Origin of the sequence: Pseudomonas sp. B707 (assembly GCF_022496685.1) — a bacterium.
Taxonomy (GTDB): Bacteria; Pseudomonadota; Gammaproteobacteria; order Pseudomonadales; family Pseudomonadaceae; genus Aquipseudomonas; species Aquipseudomonas paraglycinae.
On record NZ_WTVE01000009.1, the window covers coordinates 1 to 20,783 of the forward strand.

22 protein-coding genes are annotated in these 20,783 nt (G+C 62.4%); 12 read left to right on the forward strand and 10 right to left on the reverse strand.

Translation table 11 applies throughout. From position 1 onward, the window contains the following. Positions 1–21 precede the first annotated feature (21 nt). Complete coding sequence (locus GQX66_RS02890; protein ID WP_240866133.1) at positions 22–393, reverse strand: DUF6124 family protein; 372 nt, start codon at positions 391–393, stop codon at positions 22–24. 327 nt (positions 394–720) lie between these two features. Beyond that, entirely contained in the window at positions 721–1,308 is a 588-nt protein-coding gene (locus tag GQX66_RS02895) for a LysE family translocator (protein WP_240866136.1), read from the reverse strand. Between the two features lie 142 nt (positions 1,309–1,450). On the opposite strand from GQX66_RS02895, the gene GQX66_RS02900 reads away from it, so the two are divergent. Next, a complete protein-coding gene (locus GQX66_RS02900; RefSeq protein WP_240866166.1) occupies positions 1,451–2,206 on the forward strand; it encodes a type 1 glutamine amidotransferase domain-containing protein in 756 nt (251 codons plus the stop codon). A gap of 9 nt (positions 2,207–2,215) precedes the next feature. Here GQX66_RS02900 and GQX66_RS02905 read toward each other — a convergent pair whose 3' ends face one another. Continuing rightward, entirely contained in the window at positions 2,216–4,453 is a 2,238-nt protein-coding gene (locus GQX66_RS02905; protein WP_240866169.1) for an ATP-binding protein, read from the reverse strand. Further along, positions 4,450–5,055, reverse strand: coding sequence for a biliverdin-producing heme oxygenase (locus GQX66_RS02910; protein WP_240866173.1), 606 nt, complete (start codon positions 5,053–5,055; stop codon positions 4,450–4,452). The genes GQX66_RS02905 and GQX66_RS02910 overlap by 4 nt, the downstream gene beginning before the upstream one ends. A 274-nt stretch (positions 5,056–5,329) precedes the next feature. Between GQX66_RS02910 and GQX66_RS02915 the strand changes: the two genes are divergently transcribed. After that, positions 5,330–5,950 carry a LysE family translocator gene (locus GQX66_RS02915; RefSeq protein ID WP_085748308.1) on the forward strand — a complete coding sequence of 207 codons (621 nt, stop codon included), beginning with the start codon at positions 5,330–5,332 and terminating at the stop codon, positions 5,948–5,950. Here the strand turns inward: GQX66_RS02915 and GQX66_RS02920 are convergent. Next, positions 5,947–6,360: a VOC family protein gene (locus GQX66_RS02920; RefSeq protein WP_240866175.1), complete on the reverse strand. Its 414-nt coding sequence runs from the start codon at positions 6,358–6,360 to the stop codon at positions 5,947–5,949. The genes GQX66_RS02915 and GQX66_RS02920 overlap by 4 nt on opposite strands. 109 nt (positions 6,361–6,469) lie before the next feature. Here GQX66_RS02920 and GQX66_RS02925 point away from each other — a divergent pair, with 109 nt between their 5' ends. Beyond that, positions 6,470–7,552 (forward strand): methylated-DNA--[protein]-cysteine S-methyltransferase, encoded by a 1,083-nt coding sequence (locus GQX66_RS02925; protein ID WP_240866178.1) that lies wholly within the window; start codon positions 6,470–6,472, stop codon positions 7,550–7,552. 57 nt (positions 7,553–7,609) lie between these two features. Further along, the gene (locus tag GQX66_RS02930) at positions 7,610–8,236 is read left to right on the forward strand and encodes a DNA-3-methyladenine glycosylase (protein ID WP_085748316.1); all 627 of its coding nucleotides are present in this window, start codon (positions 7,610–7,612) and stop codon (positions 8,234–8,236) included. Positions 8,237–8,461: 225 nt separating this feature from the next. Here GQX66_RS02930 and GQX66_RS02935 read toward each other — a convergent pair whose 3' ends face one another. From GQX66_RS02935 to GQX66_RS02945, 3 genes are all read right to left on the reverse strand, one after another. Further along, a complete protein-coding gene (locus GQX66_RS02935) occupies positions 8,462–9,559 on the reverse strand; it encodes an extracellular solute-binding protein (protein WP_240866180.1) in 1,098 nt (365 codons plus the stop codon). A gap of 2 nt (positions 9,560–9,561) precedes the next feature. Then, positions 9,562–10,677: an agmatine deiminase gene (gene aguA, locus GQX66_RS02940; RefSeq protein WP_085748305.1), complete on the reverse strand. Its 1,116-nt coding sequence runs from the start codon at positions 10,675–10,677 to the stop codon at positions 9,562–9,564. Between the two features lie 99 nt (positions 10,678–10,776). Then, entirely contained in the window at positions 10,777–11,661 is an 885-nt protein-coding gene (locus GQX66_RS02945) for a LysR substrate-binding domain-containing protein (RefSeq protein WP_085698792.1), read from the reverse strand. Between the two features lie 123 nt (positions 11,662–11,784). Here GQX66_RS02945 and GQX66_RS02950 point away from each other — a divergent pair, with 123 nt between their 5' ends. Further along, entirely contained in the window at positions 11,785–12,273 is a 489-nt protein-coding gene (locus tag GQX66_RS02950; protein WP_240866190.1) for a GFA family protein, read from the forward strand. Positions 12,274–12,330: 57 nt separating this feature from the next. On the opposite strand, the gene glp is transcribed toward GQX66_RS02950, so the two are convergent. Further along, on the reverse strand, positions 12,331–13,536 hold the full coding sequence (gene glp, locus GQX66_RS02955) for a gephyrin-like molybdotransferase Glp (protein ID WP_240866192.1): 1,206 nt from the start codon (positions 13,534–13,536) through the stop codon (positions 12,331–12,333). Beyond that, complete coding sequence (gene moaB, locus GQX66_RS02960) at positions 13,533–14,072, reverse strand: molybdenum cofactor biosynthesis protein B (RefSeq protein ID WP_085608999.1); 540 nt, start codon at positions 14,070–14,072, stop codon at positions 13,533–13,535. Before moaB ends, glp begins: the two co-directional genes overlap by 4 nt. 299 nt (positions 14,073–14,371) lie before the next feature. Here moaB and GQX66_RS02965 point away from each other — a divergent pair, with 299 nt between their 5' ends. The 7 genes from GQX66_RS02965 (at position 14,372) to GQX66_RS02995 (ending at position 20,764) form a co-directional block, all read left to right on the forward strand. Then, positions 14,372–15,271: a LysR family transcriptional regulator gene (locus tag GQX66_RS02965; RefSeq protein ID WP_240866194.1), complete on the forward strand. Its 900-nt coding sequence runs from the start codon at positions 14,372–14,374 to the stop codon at positions 15,269–15,271. A gap of 252 nt (positions 15,272–15,523) precedes the next feature. Further along, positions 15,524–16,366: a formate dehydrogenase accessory sulfurtransferase FdhD gene (gene fdhD, locus GQX66_RS02970; protein WP_240866198.1), complete on the forward strand. Its 843-nt coding sequence runs from the start codon at positions 15,524–15,526 to the stop codon at positions 16,364–16,366. After that, complete coding sequence (moaC, locus tag GQX66_RS02975; protein WP_102687385.1) at positions 16,363–16,848, forward strand: cyclic pyranopterin monophosphate synthase MoaC; 486 nt, start codon at positions 16,363–16,365, stop codon at positions 16,846–16,848. The genes fdhD and moaC overlap by 4 nt, the downstream gene beginning before the upstream one ends. Next, positions 16,845–17,096 (forward strand): MoaD/ThiS family protein, encoded by a 252-nt coding sequence (locus GQX66_RS02980; RefSeq protein ID WP_074687836.1) that lies wholly within the window; start codon positions 16,845–16,847, stop codon positions 17,094–17,096. The genes moaC and GQX66_RS02980 overlap by 4 nt, the downstream gene beginning before the upstream one ends. A gap of 3 nt (positions 17,097–17,099) precedes the next feature. Continuing rightward, entirely contained in the window at positions 17,100–17,561 is a 462-nt protein-coding gene (gene moaE / locus GQX66_RS02985) for a molybdopterin synthase catalytic subunit MoaE (protein ID WP_085748298.1), read from the forward strand. Between the two features lie 70 nt (positions 17,562–17,631). After that, positions 17,632–18,975 carry a chromate efflux transporter gene (gene chrA, locus GQX66_RS02990; RefSeq protein WP_240866212.1) on the forward strand — a complete coding sequence of 448 codons (1,344 nt, stop codon included), beginning with the start codon at positions 17,632–17,634 and terminating at the stop codon, positions 18,973–18,975. Between the two features lie 424 nt (positions 18,976–19,399). Beyond that, entirely contained in the window at positions 19,400–20,764 is a 1,365-nt protein-coding gene (locus GQX66_RS02995; protein WP_102717761.1) for a glutamine synthetase family protein, read from the forward strand. Positions 20,765–20,783: the final 19 nt, after the last annotated feature.

Genomic DNA, 20,783 nt, shown 5'->3' on the forward strand with positions numbered 1-20,783 from the left:
GGGCCGTTTTGGTTTCAGCACTCAGACGCGCGGCTCAGCCGCCACCTCAAGATTATCCAGCGCCCGATTCACCGCCAGTTCCCCCAGCATGATCAATTGCGCAATCCCCAACAGCACATGCCGATGCGAGCCGTCCACCAGCCCGGCGAAGTCGGTGGCCATGGTTTTGGCCGAGGTCAGGGTTTCGCAAGCGTCGGCCAGCAGTTCTTCGCTGTCGATGCCGGGGGCGATGAGGTAGCGGGTGTTGGGTTTGAGCATCGGTTTTCTGGGGTGGAACGGATTGAGGTAGTGGTCGAGAGCGCGGTCGGCGGCTTCGTGGAATTTCTTGGAGTCGAGGGTTTCGTAGGGCGAGGTCGGGTCGGTTTCGGGTGGGTTTGGTGTTGGTTTGATCATGATTGAATCTCCAGAGTCATGGAGCCGCCACGATTCGCTGCGATACGAAGAGGTGGCAGCTATACGCGGGTCGCAGACCGGGACTCTAGAACCGGCAGACCCGAGGGTCTCCCACGTACAGCCGCCATAAAACTGGAGGGTGTTGTGCGTCTAGAGATCGCGGGCTGCGAGACCCGATCGCTGATTCGTCAGCGACCGGCAAACAATAGAACCCGCTCCCAAGGCGCACAAGCCGGCGGATTCTGGCGGATGCGTAGGCAATGGCGCAAGTTCGCGTGGTTTGTCGGACGCATCCTTAAACACCTTTAAACCCAAGCCCCGTCACACTCACGGCAGCAACAGATACCCCGCACTCACCGCCAACAGCAACGCCATCACCCGGTTGAACAAGCGCATCCCCGCCGGGTTGCCAAGATAACCGCGCAAGAACGTCCCGGCATACGCCCAACAGCCGACCGACAGATAACAGATCACCAGATACACCGCCGCAAACTGCCAGACCAGCCGCGCCTCGCCATCAGCGACAAACGCGCCCATGCCCGCCACGCAGGCCAGCCAGGCCTTGGGATTGAGCCACTGCATCACTGCGCCGTAGAGCATCGAAGGTGCCCTTCCCGCTTCTCCCGCATTCAACTGCCCGTCATCCGTTGCCAGCTTCCAAGCCATGAACAGCAAAAACGCCACCCCGGCCAGTTGCACCACGCGGGTCAGCGCCGGCCACAGCTTGAGCACTTCGTGCAGCCCCAGCCCCATCAACACCAGCAACAACACAAACCCCAGCGTCGCCCCGGCCACATGCCGCTGGCTGGCGCGAAAGCCGAACTGCGCCCCCGAGCTCAACGCCACGATATTCACCGGCCCCGGGGTAATGGACGCGGCCAGGGCAAACGCCGCCATCGACACAATCAGACTCATCGCACACCTGCTTCAAATCGAGGAACAAGGCGCCCACAGTAGCCAGCGCACACCGGGCAGTATTGAAGGAAATTACCCCCGCTTGCACAGACCCACTACGCTCTGGCTATGCGATCACTTTTGACCGGGAAGTCTGCCCTCGATGATTCTGATTTTGTTGCCCTGCGCCGATTACGACCCCACCGAAAGCAGTGTGCCCTGGCAGGCCATGCGCGACGCGGGGATCGAGGTACGTTTTGCCACGCCGCAAGGCTTGCCCGCCCACGCCGATCCACGGCTGGTGGATATCGGCTTCGGCCTGTTGAGTTCGATGCTGATGACGCGCAAGGCCGATCTGGACAGTTACACGCAGATGATCGAGTCCGAAGCGTTCAGGCAGCCGCTGGCGTATGCCGATGTCGACACGAATCGATTCGATGGTCTGCTGATCCCCGGCGGGCATGCCAAAGGCATGCGCACGTTGTTGGAATCCACGCAGGCCCAGCAGATTGCCCTGCAATTTTTCAAAGCCGAAAAACCCGTGGCGGCGGTGTGTCATGGTGTGCTGTTGCTGGCGAGGACGCTCGACCCCGATACCGGGCGGTCGGTGTTGTTCGGGCGCAAAGTGACGGCATTGCTCGCGGCCACCATGGAGTTGCCGGCGTGGCTGATGACAGCTGCGTGGCTGGGGCGCTACTACCGCACCTACAAGCAGACCGTCGAAGCGGAAGTGAAAACCGCGCTGGCCAGCAAAACCGACTTCAAACGCGGTCCGCTGATCGCCAAGCGCGATTGTGCGCAGAAACTGCAATCGGGATTTGTGGTGCGCGACGGGCAACTGCTGACGGCGCGCTGGCCCGGCGATTGCCATCGATTCGCCGCAGAATGGGTGGCCATGTTGCAGGCCCCCCAACGCTGATCGGCTTTTTCAGTCCTGACGCGGCACGGTGAAGCGGAACTCACTGCCCTGCCCCGGCTCACTCTCGGCAACGATCTGCCCGCCATGGGCCTCGACGATGCCCTGCGTGATGTACAGGCCCAGCCCGGTGCCGGTCGGATTGCCTTCCTTGACCGTCCAGTAACGGTCGAACACGTGCGGCAAGTGATCCTTGGGAATGCCTTCGCCGCTGTCGCGCACCGTGAAGACGATGTCGTCACCGACCGATTTGGCATACACATCGACCGTGCCCAGGCGCGGAGTGAACTTGATCGCGTTGCCGACCAGATTCGACAGCACCTGAAACAACCGCTCGGGGTCGGCATGGATGCTCAGGTCGGGATCGGCCTCGAACGAGATGCTGATGTCCTTGTCCAGCGCCAGCGGCGCCAGCAGCGATTGCGCCTCCTCGAACATCTGCGCGACATCGAGTTTCTGCGGCGCGATGGTGTAGCGGCCGGCGTCGATTTTCGAAGTGTCGAGCAAGTCTTCCAGCAGCGTGTTCATGCGCCCGGCGGCTTGTTGCATGGTGTCGATCGCAGTCGAGATGCGCCGCGAAGTGTGCGGCCCGTCCGAGCTGAAGGCCTTCTGCATCATGCCGCAGAGCATCGAGATCACGGTCATCGGGTTGCGCAGATCGTGAGAAACCACCGCCACCAGTTCGTCGCGGGCACGCACCGCTTCCTGCTCGCGGCGCACCTGACGAGCCAGGTCATTTTCCAGCGCCGAGCGACGCAGGTCGTTGGCCGCAAACAGATCTCCGTGGCTCCATTTGGTGGAAATCCCGGCCATCTCGACCTTCCAGATTTCGAACGAAGTACGCGGCCGCAGACGCAGGCCGGCGTCGGAGTTTTCCAGATCCAGCGGCTTGCGCGGGTCGCCGCTCCAGTTGATGTTCTCTTTGACTTCGGGGCGGAACCACAGCACGCCGTTGTCCACCGGTTTGGGCAGGCTCATGGCGAGCACGCCGCTGGCGACCTGCTGATAGTGCGCGGCCGGCGGGTAGACGCTGGCCAGGTGATGACTGGCAAACACCGGCTCGCCACGCTCCTGCAGCCATTTGTGCAGGGCTCGAATTTCTTCCGGCTCCGGACAGTTGCCGTAACGGTGCAATTGCTTGTCTTCGATGATCGCGATGCCGCCGGCATTGGCCAGCGCCATCAGGACTTGTGGCTGGTTGGCCAGGCCATCGAAGACGTTCTGTGGCGAGTCGATCATCGCCTGATTGAGCAGCGCCAGCGCCTCGACCTTTTCCTCCCGTTGACGGCTGACTTCCAGCGCTTCCATCGCGCTGATCTGCAACGACAGCACCTGGCCGATGGTCTGGCATGCCGTGCGCAACTCGTGCGGCACGTGCAGCGGCTGACGATTGCCGCAACTGATCAGGCCCCAGAGCTTGTCGCCCTTGAGCAGGGAAATGCTCATCGAGGACAGCACGCCCATGTTCTTCATGTACTGGCAGTGGATCGGCGACACGCTGCGCAATGTGGCGAAACTCAGGTCCAGCGGGGTCTGGGTGTCCGGGCGCAACTTGGGCACCAGCGGCACCGGTTGGTAGTCGGCATTCGGAATGATCCGCAGCCAGTTGGTGCGGTACAGCTCGCGGGCCTGCTCGGGGATGTCGGAGGCCGGGAAAAACAGACCGTTGAAGACTTCCATCGACGGATCGGACGCTTCGGCGATGACCTGACCGTGGCCCTCCTCTTCGAAGCGATAGATCAGCACCCGGTCGTAACCGGTCATGGCCTGGATTTCCTTGACGCTGATGTCGTACAGCGCCTGCAGGCTCTGGGCCTTTTGCAGGCGCGCGAGCATCCGCCCGAGGTGAGTTTCGGTGCCGGCGACATTGCGCGGCTGGAAATTTTCGACGTGGATTTCCAGCTCCAGGATCAGCACATCCTGATGCCGATGCAGCAAACCTTCGAACGCGGTGCCGTTGAGGCGAAAGTGCAGCGGCGGCGCATCGGACAAGGCCGGTTGCTGCAAGGCCTCGCGAACCTGCGCGGCATGGGCATCGCCGATCAGGCTTTGCAGTGGCTGGCCGATCAGTTCCTGTGCCGGCCGGGCGAGCAAGGTCTCGACGTTGGCGCTGATCTGAATGATCGAAAGGTCCGGCTCGCTCAGGGTCAGCAGCAAACCGTGCGGCTGGATCGCGCCGGGAAAGCGGATCGGCTCGTCGGCGCAGTTGGCCAGCAACTCTTCAAAGGCTTCTTTGTCTTGCGGGTTCATACCAGAACCTCCTGACTTTCGAGCCACTGCTCGAAACAACTGAATGTAGTGTGGGCCGCCGCCACGACGGCTTTACGCTCGTCGGCGTCCATCGGGCGACTGCCCAGGTATTCGATGAAATCGCGCCAGCGCCGGCCGGTGGCAGCGCCGTAGATGTCCAGAAACGCTGCGCCGTTGTCCGCGCCAAGGCTCAACCGCGTGGCGATCTCCCGGCGCAGGATTTGCCCGCCGAGGGTTGCACCTTCCAGTACGTACAGCACACCCAGGCACGCGGCGGCGGAGTCGATGACGGGCAACCGGCGGCAGATCGGAAAATCGCCACCATTTGCGCCCAGCGCTTGCAGATCGCGTTGCAGGGTCGGTGTCTTGAGGCGGGAAGCCAGATCAAAATCAGCGGGAATCGCGTCGCTGTCCTGCAGCACGGCTTCCAATGGCTGATAGAAGCCGTAATAGGCGCGCATCAGTCGCTCGAAAGCGTGCAGATCAAGGGTGTCGGAGAAAAAAGGAAGGCGCTTTTCAAGTGCAATGTGCAGTTCGGCCGTGCCGGCGCGCAGATCCTGCAACACCGGTGGTACATGAACCTCGCGGGCCTTTGCTTGCATGTAGTCGCTCGTACAGTGGGCCGCCTGGGGCCATGGGGGAATGGAGAAGCATGGCGCGAAAGCTTACACGGCAATGGTAGTTTCTGACCCGGCAGATGGGATTCTCTGATGAATTCATCAACCTGTGAAGGGTTAAGAGCTGACCGGACGGCAGAAAGTTCGAAGGAATTCACTGCCGATAGTCGCTGTACCGCGACACTGGCGCCTGACTGTACGGTTCAGGCCCGCACACCCGCGTGATAAAAATACCGCTCCCGTCACCGGAGCCCGCACCATGGATCTCGCCACCCTCTCGCTGTTTCTGCCCGCCTGCTTTGCCTTGAACATGGCACCGGGGCCGAACAACCTGCTGTCGGTCAGCAACGCCACCCGTTACGGCTATCGGCGCGCCTGCGTGGCGGGTGTCGGGCGATTGCTGGCGTTTGCCGGGATGATCGCCCTCGCGGCGGCGGGGCTGGCGGTGGTGCTGCAAACGTCCGAGCTGTTGTTCTATGGGATCAAGATTGTTGGCGCGGGGTATCTGTTGTATCTGGCGTGGCAGCTGTGGCGGGCCAATCCTGCCGCCGAAGACGCGGTGACTGCGCCGACGAGCGGGATTCTGGCCCTGGCGCGTCAGGAATTCCTGGTGGCAGCGGGAAATCCAAAAGCAATCCTGATCTTCACCGCCTTCCTGCCGCAATTCGTCGACCCGAACCGCGCCATTACTCCGCAGTTCATGCTGCTGGGCGTGCTGTTCCTGCTGCTGGAATGGATCGCCATCAGCGCCTACGCGTACATGGGGCTGCACATGCGCCGCTGGTTCGCCGAGCCGCGCGGCAAGCGGATTTTCAACCGTTGCTGCGCGGGGTTGCTGTCGGCGGCGGCTTCGGTGTTGCTAATGGCCAAACGGGCCTAGGCTTCGGACGGGCCTTTGAGTTCGACCTGATTGCCGTCCGGGTCGAAGCAGTACAGCGACAGGCCGTAACCCTCGGCGCCAAAACGGGTGGCGGCTTTTTCGACGCTCAGGCCGCAGGCTTGCAAATGACTGATCAGCGCCGCTTCATCGAACGGCTCGATGCGCAGGCAGAAGTGATCGACATTGCGCCGTTCGCTGCCGGCAGCGGCGCCGCCCTTGCGGCCGATTTCGCCGTCGAGGTCGACCAGATCGATCATCAACGTGCCGGCGCGCAGGTGCACCAGACCGAACTTTTCGTTGCGCTTGACCACTTCGGCGCCGAAGACCCGGTCGTAGAAATCAATGCTGCGTTGCAGATCGGCGACGCGCAGCACGATGTGATCGATGTGTTGAATCGTGAACGGTGGCATACCTTCATTTCCCGAGTTGTAGCGACCCGATCACTGTAGTGCAGCGGCCCGAAAATTCACTGTCGATTTTTCGGTGGAGCCATCGAATAACTGGTTTTATCCTCGGCCCATGAACATACAGACCGCTGTCCTGCCCCCTCACGCCGAAATGGTTCGCGCCATGCTCGCAAGCGACACCGCCTATGAAGGCGTGTTCTTCACGGCCGTGAAAACCACCGGGATCTTTTGCCGCCCGACCTGCACGGCGCGCAAGCCGAAACCGGAAAACGTCGAGTTCTTCGCCCACGCTGACGACTGCCTGTCCGCCGGTTATCGCGCCTGTTTGCGCTGCAAACCGCTGGACGCTGCGGCCATCGCTCCGGACTGGGTGCAGCGACTATTGAAAGCTGTCGACGCCGATCCCGAGGTGCGCTGGAGCGATGCGCAATTGCTCGCCGAGGGCATCGAACCGTTGAAGTTGCGGCGCTGGTTCAAACAGCATTTCGGCATGACCTTCCATGCGTGGCTGCGCACGCGCCGGCTCGGTGTGGCATTGGGCGGGATCAAGCAAGGCACGTCCATCGACCATGCCGCGTTCGACTCCGGTTATGAATCCCTCAGTGGTTTTCGCGATGCGTTTCAGAAGTCGTTCCACATCACGCCGGGGCGCGCAGCGGCCAGTGAACCGCTGCTGTTCACCCGCCTGACCACGCCATTGGGTCCGATGATTGCCATGGCCGAGCGGCGCGGGCTGGTCTTGCTGGAGTTTCTCGACCGTCCGGCGCTGACCCGGGAAGTCGAGGAGCTGCAAAACCGATACGGCTACGTGGTCGCACCGGGGCAGAACGCGCATTTGCAGCAGATCGACAACGAGCTGGCGCTGTACTTCGCCGGCAAGCTGAGCGAATTCAGTGTGCCACTGCACCTGCCCGGCAGCGAGTTTGCCCGGCAGGTCTGGAGCGAACTGCGGCAAATCCCCTACGGCCACACCAGCACTTACGGCGCCATCGCCGCACGCTTGGGCAAACCCGGCGCCAGCCGAGCAGTGGGGCTGGCCAACGGGCACAATCGGCTGTCGATCGTGGTGCCGTGCCATCGGGTGATCGGTGCGGACGGCTCATTGACGGGCTATGGTGGTGGGCAACCGCGCAAGGCGTTTTTGCTCCGGCTGGAAAACGCCGCCGTGCAGCTCACGCAACCTCTGGCTTTCTGACAAATCGACACCCACGCCCCTCCCGGCTTTCAAATCAACGGATCACCGAAGTTGCCGATACCCGATCCCTACCAACCGGCCAGTGAATTTCTGGCCAGCCTCGACGCCGACTGGCAGCGCCACATTGCTGCGGTTGGCCCCTGCCTGCATCAGCCGCATCCGGCGCGCGATCCCTATGAGTCGCTGGTGCGGGCGATTGCCTATCAGCAACTGCATGCCAAGGCTGGCGATGCGATTGTCGGGCGGCTGGTGGGGTTGTTTCCCGGGCAGACGTTTCCGCGTCCGGAGCAGGTTCTGGCGACGGACTTCGACCGATTGCGCAGTTGCGGGTTTTCGGCGGGCAAGATTGCGACGATTCAGGGGATTGCCCAGGCGACTCTGGACGGCGTGGTGCCGGATTACTCGACCGCGCTGGCGATGGAGGATGAGGCGCTGATCGAGCGGTTGGTCAGCCTGCGCGGGGTTGGGCGCTGGACGGTGGAGATGTTGCTGATCTATAGCCTGGAGCGGCCGGATATTCTGCCGGCCGACGATTTTGGGGTGCGCGAGGGGTATCGGCGGTTGAAGGGGCTGGAGGTGCAGCCTGCACGCAAGCAGATGATTGAGATCGGGTTGGCGTGGAGTCCGTTTCGGACGGTGGCGGCGTGGTATTTGTGGCGGGTGCCGAAAAGCCCCTCACCCTAACCCTCTCCCGGAGGGAGAGGGAACCGATCGGGGGATATTGGAGAGCTCCGCCGACCTGAAACATCAACTCTGAATCCATAGGCGCCAAGACGTGAGCGAACCCATAGTTGCCAACACGTTGGTGAATCCATAGTCGCCTCGGTGTTTCAGGTCGATGTGTAGCGTAAGACACCTCGGTCGGCTCCCTCTCCCCCTTTGGGAGAGGGTTGGGGTGAGGGGCTTTGGCTACAGACCGGATTTCAACCGACTGAACGCGCGAATCAAAGCCCGGTTGAACGCCTTGCCATTGTCATTCTTGCTGTACAGCGAAGCCCTCACCGCCTCCGGCGGATAAGTCCCCGGATCATTGCGTATCGCCGGATCAACCAACCCGTCCGCCGCCGTGATCGCATTGGCGTAATGAATCGTATCGGTAATCGGCGCAATCACCTCGGGTGTCATCAAATAATCCATCAATGCCAATCCGGCTTCGGGGTGCGGTGCATCCTTGGGAATGACCATGGCATCAAACCAGATCAGCGTGCCCTCCTTCGGAATCCGGTAATTCAACTTGAACGGTTTGCGGGCCGCTTCAGCCTGACCTGCCGCGATGGCAACGTTGCCGTTCCACGACATCGCCACGCAGGTGTTGCCGTTGGCCAGGTCGCTGATGTTCAGGTCATTGTCGAAATAGCGGATGTACGGGCGGATCTTCGCCAGTTGCTGCTCGGCGAGTTTCAGGTCGTCGAGGCTCTGGCGGTTGATGTCCAGGCCCATGTACTTCATGACTGCCGCGAACACTTCGTTCGGATCGTTGAGCAGGCTTACCCCGCAATCGGCGAATTTCGACACCACCGCCGGATCGAACAGCATCGCCCAACTGTCCCTCGGCGCGTCCGGCAGGCGCTGCTTCACGGCCTCCTCCTGATAGCCGACGCCAGTGGTACCCCAGGCGTAGATCCCGGCGTAGCGGTTGCCCGGATCGAACACCGCCATGTGCTGACGGAACTCCTCGCCGACACCGGCAAAATGCGGGAGCTGCTGCTTGTTCAGGGTCTGGATCGCGCCGCTCTCGATAGCCCGCGACAGGTGCTGGCCGGCGGTCAGCACCAGGTCGTAACCGCTGCGCCCGGTGAGCAGTTTGGTCTCGACGGTTTCCAGCGAATCGAAGTGATCGGCGACCACCCGAATCCCGGTTTTCGCCTCGAAATTCTTCAGGGTATCCGGGGCCAGGTACTCGCCCCAGATGTACAGGTTGACAACCGGTTTCGCCGTTTCGGCAGCCTGCACACACAGGGGTGCAAGCACCAGCAATAACGCTTTACTCAGTTTGTGCAGGCCCATGGTCAGGCTCCTTTTTTCTGGCCGGCGTATTGCGGCATGGTGATGCACGCGACGTTGCCGCCACCGAGCAGGATTTCCCGGGAGTTCTCGATGCCGACGATCTTGTGCTGCGGGAACAGTTCGGCGAGGGTCGCCAGCGCCACCTGATCGTTGCGATCACCGAACAGCGGCACCACGATCGAGCTGTTGCCGGCGTAGTAGTTGATGTACGACGCACAGATTTTCGTGCCGGCCTGACGGGTGTGGGTGCTGTCCTGCTGATCGAGGCCTTCGGCTTCTTCAGCGGTCCACTCCAGCACGTCCGGTTGCGGCAGTTTGTGCACGATCAGCTCGCGGCCACGGCTGTCGCGGGTGCTGCGCAGGATGTCGTAGGCCTCTTGATAGATTTCCCATTGCGGATCGTCGCGGTTGTCGGTCCATTGCAGCACCACTTCGCCGGGGCGCACGAAGCACGCGAGGTCGTCGACATGGCCGTCGGTTTCGTCAAACTTGCAACCGCGTGGCAGCCAGATCACTTGCTCGGCGCCGAGGTAATCGGTCAGCCGGCGGGTGACTTCGTCCTTGCCCAGGTGCTGGTTGCGATTGCGGTTGAGCAGGCATTGCTCGGTGGTGAGGATGCTGCCCTGACCGTCACTCTGGATACCGCCAAGCTCGGCAATCAATGGCGCGCGATAGCGGTCGAAGCGTTCGATTTCGAGGATCTTGCTGGCGATCTGGTCGTCCTTGTCCCACGGGTAGTAGAGCCCGCCGTCGAGGCCGCCGTAGGCGTTGAATTCAAAGTCGACACCACGCACTTCACCGCTCTGGTCGTTGACCACGAAGCACGGGCCGCTGTCGCGGAACCAGGTGTCGTTGCAGGTCATTTCCACCACCCGCACTTGTGGCGGCAACTGGCGGCGGGCCGTGGCGAACTGGGAGGCCGATGCGCAGACCGTCACCGGCTCGCTCTGGGAGATCGCGGTGACAATCTGCACCCAGACTTTCTGTGCAGGCTTGGCGCCGTTGCGCCAGACGTCGGTGCGCTCCGGCCAGCCGAGCCAGCAGCCGGACTTGGCTTCGAATTCGCCGGGCAGACGGAAGCCGTCCTGTTTCGGGGTGGTGTCGAGCAAACGTGCCATGGTCAAACCTCGTCGTCGGGATGGGAATGACCTCAGGCTACGGTCGCGGGCAGTCGGGCCGCCAACGATGATTATTTCGGAACAGTTGAATTCAACTCATCAATCCGCCAGTTGATCGTTGAACCATTCCAGCATCTGCGCCACCGCCGGACGCTCCAGCCGCACCCGCTCGCAGACCAGCGCGTATTGCCCCAGCGCGGTCATGCTGGAGGTGAACGGGCGCACCAGACGCCCGCTCTGCAAATCCTCCTGCGCGGTGAGGTTGTCGCCCATCGCAACGCCCTGCCCTTGCGCCGCCGCCTCCAGCGCCAGACCGGCGTGGGCAAAATACAACTGGCGCTCCGGACGCAGGTCGCCGGCATGGCTGGTGAGCCACGCGGTCCAGGTCTTGCCGTCCTGATCGTCGTGCAGCAGGCAATGGCGGGCCAGGTCCTTCGGGGTTTTCAGGGTGCCCTGGTTGAACAGGCCGGGGCTGCACACCGGGAAGAACTGCAGCGCCGGCAACGGGCGGACGAAGTACGCGCTGCTGTCCACCGGGCCGGTGCCGTAGGTGATCGCCAGATCGATGTCTTCGCCGGGCGCGGTGGCGTCGATTGGCTGCTCGTAAAGATGCAAGGTGATGTGCGGATAACGCGCGTAGAAATCGGTGAGACGATTCATCAGCCACTTCTGCGCCAACTCCGCCGTGACCGCCAGCCGCAACACCGCGAGCGAGGACGGATCGCGCAACTCGTCGCAGGCATCGCCGATCAGTTCGAAGGCCTGTTGCAGGCTCTGCATCAAGCGCCCGGCGGCGATGGTCGGGCGAATCTGTCGGCCCTCGCGGATGAACAGCGACACGCCCAGTTGCTCTTCGAGCTGGCGGATCTGATGGCTGACGGCGCTGTCGGTGACGCACAGCTCGGCGGCGGCGCGGCCGAAATGCGCGTGGCGGGCGGCACACTCGAAAGTTCGCAGGGCGGCCAGGGAAGGTAGTCGGCGCATGGGTGTGGATCCCTTTTTTGCGGACATGCTGACCGGGCTTTTCGCAGGCGTCCATAGCGGCGGCACAGGCAAGAGATCTCTTCTAGGCTGAATCGCACCAACAAAAAACACCGGAGGCCACTCATGCACCTCGAAGGCTCCTGCCACTGCGGCGCGGTTTCATTCACCCTCGACAGCGCCCACCCCTACCCTTATCAGCGCTGCTACTGCTCGATCTGCCGCAAGACCCAGGGCGGTGGCGGCTTTGCGATCAACCTCGGCGGCGACGCAGCCAGCCTCAAGGTGCGCGGGCGCAAACACATCACGATCTACCACGCGAAAATGAAAGACGAAGGCGATGCCCGCGCCCACCGCAGCAGCGCCGAACGGCACTTCTGCTCGCAGTGCGGCAGCGGCCTGTGGCTGTTCAGCCCGGAATGGCCGGCGCTGATCCACCCGTTCGCCTCGGCCATCGACACGCCGTTGCCGGTGCCGCCGGAACACACTCATTTGATGCTCGGTTCGAAGGCACCGTGGGTCGAAGTGCAGGCGAGCAAGAAGGATCAACAATTCGAGGTCTATCCCGAAGAATCCATCGCCCAATGGCATGAACGGCTGGGATTGACCCGATAGCCGTCTTCACAGTCTTCGACAGTTTCCCGGCAAGCGGTTTGCACCTTTTAATCGCGCTCAGAACAGCTCGCTGAACGGAATGAAACGCAGCGGATCACCCATCTGCAAGATGCTGTTCTCGGGGATTTCCACCAATCCGTCGGCCCAGGTCGCGCCGAGCAGAACCCCGGAACTCTGGTTCGGATACAGCGCCGCCTGCCCGCCCTCCAGACGTACCCGCAGGTACTCGCGACGACTGCCGGGTTTCGGCCAGTCGAAGCCGGCGTTGACCGTGAAGCTCAGCGGCATCACCTCTTCCACGCCTTGAATGCGCAGTAGGTACGGGCGCGCCAGCAAGCCGAAGGTCACCAGCGCCGAGGTCGGATTGCCCGGCAGGCCGATCACCGGCACCGTGCCGAAATGCCCGACCGTCAGCGGTTTACCGGGTTTGATCGCGAGTTTCCACAGCAGCGGTTTGCCGTTGTCGCGCAGCACCTGACCGAGGCAGTCGGCATCACCGGCAGACACGCCACCCGTAGTCAGAATCAGATCGGCTGCCACTTGCAGTTGCTCGAGTTTGAGCCGTGTCTGCGCCGGGCGATCGGGCAGAATCCCGGCGTCGATCACTTCGCAACCCAATTCCCGCAACCAGTGGTCAAGCAAGGTGCGGTTGCTGTTGTAAATGCTGCCGGGGCGCAGCGGTTGCCCTGGTTCCACCAGTTCATCCCCGGTCGAGAGCAACGCCACGCGCGGACGACGCACCACCGGCAAATGGGTCATGCCCTGCCCTGCGGCGACGGCCAGTTCGAACGGGCCGAGGCGTTTGCCGGCGCGCAGCAAGGTGTCGCCGACGCGGTTTTCCTGGCCCTGGGCGCGGATGTTCTGCCCGACCTTCAGCGGTTGCAGGAAACGGACGCGGCCGTCTTCAAGCACCTCGACGTTTTCCTGCATCTCCACGCAATTGGCGCCCATGGGCAACGGCGCACCGGTGAAAATCCTTGCGCAGGTGCCGGATAGCAAGGCGTCCGGCGCCATCCCGGCATAGACCCGTTGCGACACGCTCAACGGCTGGCGATGCAGGTCGGCAAGGTTGAAGGCGTAACCGTCCATGGCGCTGTTCGGCCACGGCGGCAGATCGAGGGTGGCGACCAGATCGCTCGCCAGCACGCGTCCGCGCGCTTCATTGAGCGGCACCGATTCGCTGTCCGGCAGACGTTGTTCATCAGCCATCGCCAACAGTTGGTCGAGGGCGTCCTCGATCGGCATCAAACCCGGCTTGCTCATCCGCGCGGCCCGCAGGCTTGCACCGGTTTGAGGTGCGGAACGAAGTTGCACGGGCGATGACGGTTATCCAGTTGTTCGGCAAGTATGCCTTCCCACGCCGTGCGACAGGCGCCGGTAGAACCCGGCAGGCAGCACACCAGCGTGCCGTTGGACAGGCCCGCGAGCGCGCGACTTTGTACGGTCGAGGTGCCGATGTCGAGAATCGAGATGGCGCGAAACAGCTCGCCGAAACCGTCGATCTGCTTGTCCAGCAGGCAGGCTACAGCTTCCGGAGTGCTGTCACGCCCGGTGAAACCGGTGCCGCCGGTGATCAGCACCACTTGAATGTTGTCGTCGGCGATCCACTGCGCGACCTGGGCGCGGATCTTGTACAGGTCGTCCTTGAGCAGGTTGCGTTCGCTCAAGGTGTGGCCAGCCTCCAGCAGGCGGCTGACCAGCAACTGGCCGGAGGTGTCGCTGGCGTAATCGCGGGTATCGCTGACCGTCAGCACGGCAATATTCAGGGGAACGAACAAGGCATCCGATTTAACACTCATGGCACTCTCCGGCCGTCGTCAATTCAATGGATGACGAGCCTAAGTGCCGCTTGTGAGGACTGTCTAATCACTCTGGCCGACCACACTATCGACCTGCTCTATCGGTGGTTTTTTTTCAGCCCCTCGAGCGCTGTCCGGCTCAATGAAACCGGGGGTCATCGAAACCCTCGATAGGCTCGTAAACACTGCCGATTGGACGAAAAAAGCCCTCGATGGGATCGTCGCTGCCTGCGCTTTTCGTGCGCCGTACGCATCTGCGTCAATACTCAATCAAAATTCCTTATCGAGCAGGTGCCGTCGTGGACATCAAACAACTCAAGTTCCTGATCGCGCTGGACGAAACCCGCCACTTCGGCCAGGCCGCCGCGCGCTGCCACATCACCCAGCCGACCCTGTCGATGCGCCTGCGCAATCTGGAAGACGAGCTGGATCTGGTGCTGGTCAATCGCGGCCAGCGCTTCGAAGGGTTCACCCAGGCCGGCGAGCGCGTATTGGCCTGGGCCCGCACGTTGCTGGCGGCCCACGACGGGCTGTTTGCCGAAGCGGCGGCCTGCCGGGGGCAACTGGTGGGTAGCCTGCGCCTGGGGCTGGTGCCGCTGAGCAACTTCAATCCGGTGAATTACATTCAGGGTTTGTCCGGGACTTATCCGGAGCTGAAGTACAGCCTGTCGTCGCTGAGTTCGGACGAGATCATCGAGGGCCTGGGCAACAATCAGCTGGACCTGGGCGTGTGTTATCTGGACCACGTCAACCCGAACTATTTCGAGTTTTTCGAGATTGGCGAGACCCGCGTCGGCCTGCTCTACGACACCCGCCACTTCCATTTCGAAGGCCCGGAAATGAGCTGGGAAGACGCCGCCGAACTGCCGCTGGGGATGATCACCACCGGCATGCACTATCGAAAATCCATCGACCTGAGTTTCCGCAGCCGCGGATTGAATCCGCAGCCGATCATGGAAAGCGATTCGACCTATCAATTGCTGCAGGCGATTCACCAGGGCTTCTGTTGCTCGATCATGCCGCTGGACAGCGGGCTGAAAGAGCCGATCGAGCACCTGGCTTTCATTAACCTGCCGGATGCCAGCGTACTCGCGCCGCTGGGGCTGGTGATGCGCAAGACCGAACCGCGCTCGGCGATCGCCGAGAAGTGTTTTGCCGAGGCGCGCAAGATGTTCGGGGTCGAGGCGCCTGCCGAATAAATGTGTTGAATGTCAGGCCGCCATCGCTGGCAAGCCAGCTCCCACAGTGATTGAGTTAGTCACAAATTCTGTGTTTGACACGAAACCTTGTGGGAGCTGGCTTGCCAGCGATGAGGCCTTATCAGTCAACACCTATTCTCGGCCTGAAAGCGGTCATCGACCAATCCAATCACTGCATCGGAACAAGCGATTGGACGCACTTTTCCCTGCCCCGTAGCCTGAACCCACTTCAGCGCTTCGGGGATTTTCAGGATGCTGTGCCAAGTTGAACAACTCATCGAACCGGGCGACGCCAACGCCCCCGCGCCACAACCGGCGCAAGTGGCCTACCGCGAATACCTCGACGACGCGCCGGTGTCCCACGCGAAGCTGGCGGCGGAAATCGCCCTGGCCATCAGCTACAACGGACTGAATCAAGCCGTGATGATGGTCTCGCCAGGCAACATCGAGGACTTCATTCGCGGCTTCAGCCTGAGCAACGCCATCGTCGACCGCCTCGACGATATCCACGACATCCGCCTGACCCATTTCGACCAGGCCTGCCAGGCCGACGTGCAGATTTCCAGCCGTGCGTTCTGGGCCCTGAAAGATCACCGGCGGCAGATGGCGGGCACCAGCGGCTGCGGCCTCTGCGGCGTGGAAGCCCTTGAGCAGGCGCTGCCGCAACTCGAGATCCTGACCCCGACACCGTTGCCACCTGCCGCACATTTCGAGGGGATCCGCCAACGCATCGAACAGGCCCAGCAACTGGCCCGCAGCAGCGGCGCCCTGCACGCGGCGTTGTACTTCGACGCCGACGGCGAAGCGCTGCTGTGCCGCGAAGACATCGGCCGCCACAACGCCCTCGACAAGCTGATCGGCGCACTGCAGTTCGAAGGTCTCGATGCGCGTCAGGGCTTCGTCGTGGTCACCAGCCGTTGCAGCCTCGAACTGATCCACAAAGCCGTGCGCGCCCGCCTCGGCACCCTTGTCAGCCTGTCTGCCCCCACCGCGCTGACCGTGCGTTGGGCGCTCAAGCACCGCCTGAACCTGATCCACGTCCCGCACCGCAACGCCCCGCGAATCTACAGCCCGATCCAGGAGCCCACCGCATGAGCAACACCCTCACCCACCTCGACGAACAGGGCCGCGCCAACATGGTCGACGTCAGCGACAAAGCCGCCACCCGCCGCGAAGCCACCGCCCAGGCCTGGGTGCAGATGCGTCCGGAAACCCTGCAAATGATCCAGTCCAACGGCCACCCCAAGGGCGATGTGTTCGCCGTGGCGCGGATCGCCGGGATTCAGGCCGCCAAGCGCACCCACGAGTTGATTCCGCTGTGTCATGCGCTGCTGCTCAGTTCGATCCACGTCGAGCTCGAGGCCTGCGAGCCGGACCGCGTGCAGATCACCAGCACCTGCCGCCTCACCGGCCAGACCGGCGTCGAACTCGAAGCCCTGACCGCCGCCAGCGTCGCCGCGCTGACTATCTACGACATGTGCAAGGCGGTGGACCGGGCGATGGTGATCGGCGACATCCGCCTGCTGAGCAAACAGGGCGGCCGCTCCGGCCACTTTCAATGGGAGAACCCGCAATGATTCTGATCAACTACTTCGCCAGCTACCGTGACCGGCTCAATCTGGGCGGTGAAAAGATTCCGGCCAGCGACACCCTCGCTTGTGTTGAAGACGTGCGGCAGATGCTGATGCAACGTGGCGATGTGTGGCGTGAAGTGCTCGGCGCCGGCAACCTGATGTGCGCGGTGAATCAGGAGCTGTGTCAGCCGGATCAGACGATCGAGGATTTCGACGAGATCGCGTTTTTCCCGCCCGTCACGGGGGGTTGAGGCATGGGTGTTCGAGTCCAGCGTAAAGGCTTCGATGCCGGTCAGTTGATTGCCGACCTGCATGCGCGCAATCCACGGGTGGGCGCGGTGGTGAATTTCATTGGTTATGTACGGGATCTGAACGTCGGGCAGTCGGTGACCGAGCTGTTTCTGGAGCATTATCCGGGCATGACCGAGAAGGCTCTGGAGCATATTGCCGAACAGGCCCGCGAGCGTTGGCCGCTGATGGCGGTGGAGATTGTGCATCGGGTCGGCGCATTGTCGGTGACCGAGCCGATCGTGTTTGTTGGCGTCAGCAGCAAGCATCGGCATGCGGCGTTTGAAGCCTGTGCGTTCATCATGGATGTGCTGAAAACGCGTGCGCCGTTCTGGAAGCGTGAGACTACCCAGGAGGGTTCGCATTGGGTCGAGGCGCGGGAGAGTGATCAGGATGCGGCGGTTCGCTGGAGTCTGGCGCATGCCTGACCGGGTACTGTCGAATGCGACAAAAGCCTGATTAGATAGCAGCTTCCGCCGATCGAACGTGGAGCCACACTTGAGCCAGACACCAAAGGACTTGTCCCGTCCTCAACCCATCACCTTGCGCCAAGCCTGGCCGTTCTGGCTCAAACTCGGCTGCATCGGCTTCGGCGGGCCCGCCGGGCAGATCGCGATCATGCATCAGGAACTGGTGGAGCGTCGGCGCTGGATTTCCGAGCGGCGCTTCCTGCATGCGCTCAACTACTGCATGTTGCTGCCAGGCCCCGAGGCCCAACAACTGGCGACTTACATCGGCTGGCTGCTGCACCGAACCCCTGGCGGCATATTGGCCGGAGTGCTGTTTGTATTGCCTTCGCTGCTGATTCTGATCGCTCTGTCGTGGGTCTACATCGCGTTCGGCGACGTGCCAGCGGTGGCCGGAGTGTTTTACGGAATCAAACCGGCGGTGACCGCAATTGTGCTGCACGCGGCCCATCGCATCGGCTCCCGAGCCTTGAAGAACAGCTGGCTGTGGGCGATCGCCGGGGCAGCGTTCGTGGCGATTTTTGCCTTCAACGTACCGTTCCCGCTGATCGTGCTCGGCGCGGCATTGATCGGCTATTTCGGCGGACGCTGGGCGCCACAGCGGTTCAGCAACGGCGGCCATCGCGGCGGCGAAAAATCCTTCGGCCCGGCGCTGATCGATGACGACACTCCGCCGCCCGAACATGCACGGTTCAGCCTGCCGAGGCTGCTGCGTCTGCTGCTGATCGGCGCGTTGCTGTGGTGCCTGCCGATGGCGTTGCTGACCGCGTTGTTCGGCTGGGACGGCACCTTCACGCAGATGGGCTGGTTTTTCACCAAAGCGGCGCTTCTCACCTTCGGCGGCGCTTACGCTGTGCTGCCTTACGTGTATCAAGGCGCGGTCGGGCATTACGGCTGGCTGACGCCGACGCAGATGATCGACGGCCTGGCCCTGGGCGAAACCACGCCGGGGCCGCTGATCATGGTGGTGGCGTTTGTCGGGTTCGTCGGCGCTTACGTGCAACCGACGTTCGGCCCGGAACACGCGTTCGCCGCCGGCGCGCTGGCCGCGACGCTGGTGACCTGGTTCACCTTCCTGCCCTCGTTCCTGTTCATCCTCGCCGGCGGGCCGTTGGTGGAGTCGACGCACAACGAACTGAAGTTCACTGCGCCACTGACCGCGATCACCGCAGCGGTGGTCGGGGTGATCCTCAATCTGGCGTGTTTCTTTGCTTACCACGTGCTCTGGCCCACCGGTTTTACCGGTCAGCCCGATGTTTTCTCGATCGTGCTGGCCCTCATGGCCGCCCTCGCCCTGTTCTTTTTCAAACGCGGCGTGATCGAGGTGTTGATCGTTTGCGCCCTCGTCGGGCTGGGGTTTTACCTGCTGCGCTGAACCGGGGTGCACGCCACCGATCGCGGAATCAGGCGTTTACTTATCCGGGGATTCCCCCTTACTATCCAGCCACACCGGCATGGCGGGACTCTCCCGCCGCCGACGTTTTCCGCCAACGGAAACACGCGTCATGAGCACGTCACTCCAACAATCAGAATCGTTGAACGTCTCTGCACTGTGCGCCCTCCTTCACAGGGGCCGCGCATGAATCGCATCGTCAATCTCCCCATGGCCCTGAGCCGTTCCAAGCTGCGCCACTCCGCACGCCCGCCGGATATCTGCCTGCCTGTCTGATCGCGCCGCTAAAAATCGCGACAGCTCCTCCTCTTTTTTCGATATCCCTGCCAGGACGCCCGCGCCTTTTGCCGAGCTGCGTCCAGGCCGAATCTGCGCGCCTGTGCGGCGCCATCGTGAGTGATTGATTATGAAATTCGCAGCCATTGAAGACGCTCGTAACTTTCTTGAGCAGAACCCCGATATCGACATGATCGAGCTGTTCATCCTCGACGCCAACGGCGTGCCGCGCGGCAAGCTGTTGCACCGCGAAGAACTGCTCGCCGTATACGAAAGCGGACGCCCGCTGCCAAGCACCATTCTCGGCCTGACGGTGCACGGCGAAGACGTGGAAAATTCCGGTCTGGTGTGGGACGTCGGCGATATCGACTGCCGCGCCTACCCGCTGGAAGGCAGTCTGGTGCGCTTGCCGTGGCGGCAGATTCCGACCGCTGCAGTGCAGGTCAGCATGCACCCGGAACAAGGCATGCCGGCGAGCATTGCCGACCCGCGTCACCTGTTGATCAAGGTCATCGACCGTTTGAAAGCCGAGGGATACCACCCGGTAATGGCCTGCGAGCTGGAGTTCTATCTGCTCGACGCCAAACGCGATCACAACGGTCGCCCGCAACCGGCGCTGGATGCCGACGGTGGTCGACCGAGACACACGCAGGTCTACGGGTTGCGTGAGCTGGAGCAGATCGAACCGTTCCTCGCCGACCTCTACAGCGCCTGCAAGCTGCACGGCATTCCGGCGCGCACGGCGATCTCGGAATACGCGCCGGGCCAGGTGGAAATTACCCTCGAACACGGCGATGCACTGGAGGCGATGGACCAGGCCGTGCGCTACAAACGACTGGTCAAAGCCGTGGCGCACAAGCACGGGATGCAGGCGACGTTCATGGCCAAGCCGTTCGATCACCTGGCTGGCACCGGCATGCACATGCACGTCAGTCTCGCCGATGCCGAGGGGCGCAATCTGTTTGCCTCCGAAGATCCGGCAGGCACCCCGCTGCTGCGCACGGCGATTGGCGGGATGCTCGCCTCGTTGCTCGATTCGCTGCTGCTGTTCTGCCCGAACGCCAACTCCTACCGGCGTTTTCAGGCCAACAGCTACGCGCCTCTGGCACCGACCTGGGGCGTCGACAACCGCACCGTCAGCCTGCGCGTTCCGGGCGGCCCGGCCAACACCCGACACATCGAACACCGCATCTGCGGCGCCGATGCCAACCCGTATCTGGCAGCGGCGGCGATCCTGGCGGGCATTCATCGCGGGATAAAAGAAGACATCGATCCGGGTGAGCCGGTGGAAGGCAACGGTTACGCGCAGGCGAAAGAATTGCTGCCGACCGACTGGCTGACGTCGCTCACAGCACTGGAAAATTCGGTGTGGGCGCGGGACGCGCTGGGGCAGGAATTCCTCGGGGTGTATCTGGCGGTAAAACGTGCGGAATACCGGCAGTTCATGGCCGAAGTGGGTGAGCAGGACTGGCGCTGGTATTTGACCGAAGCCTGATCCTTTTTTCCTGTTTTTG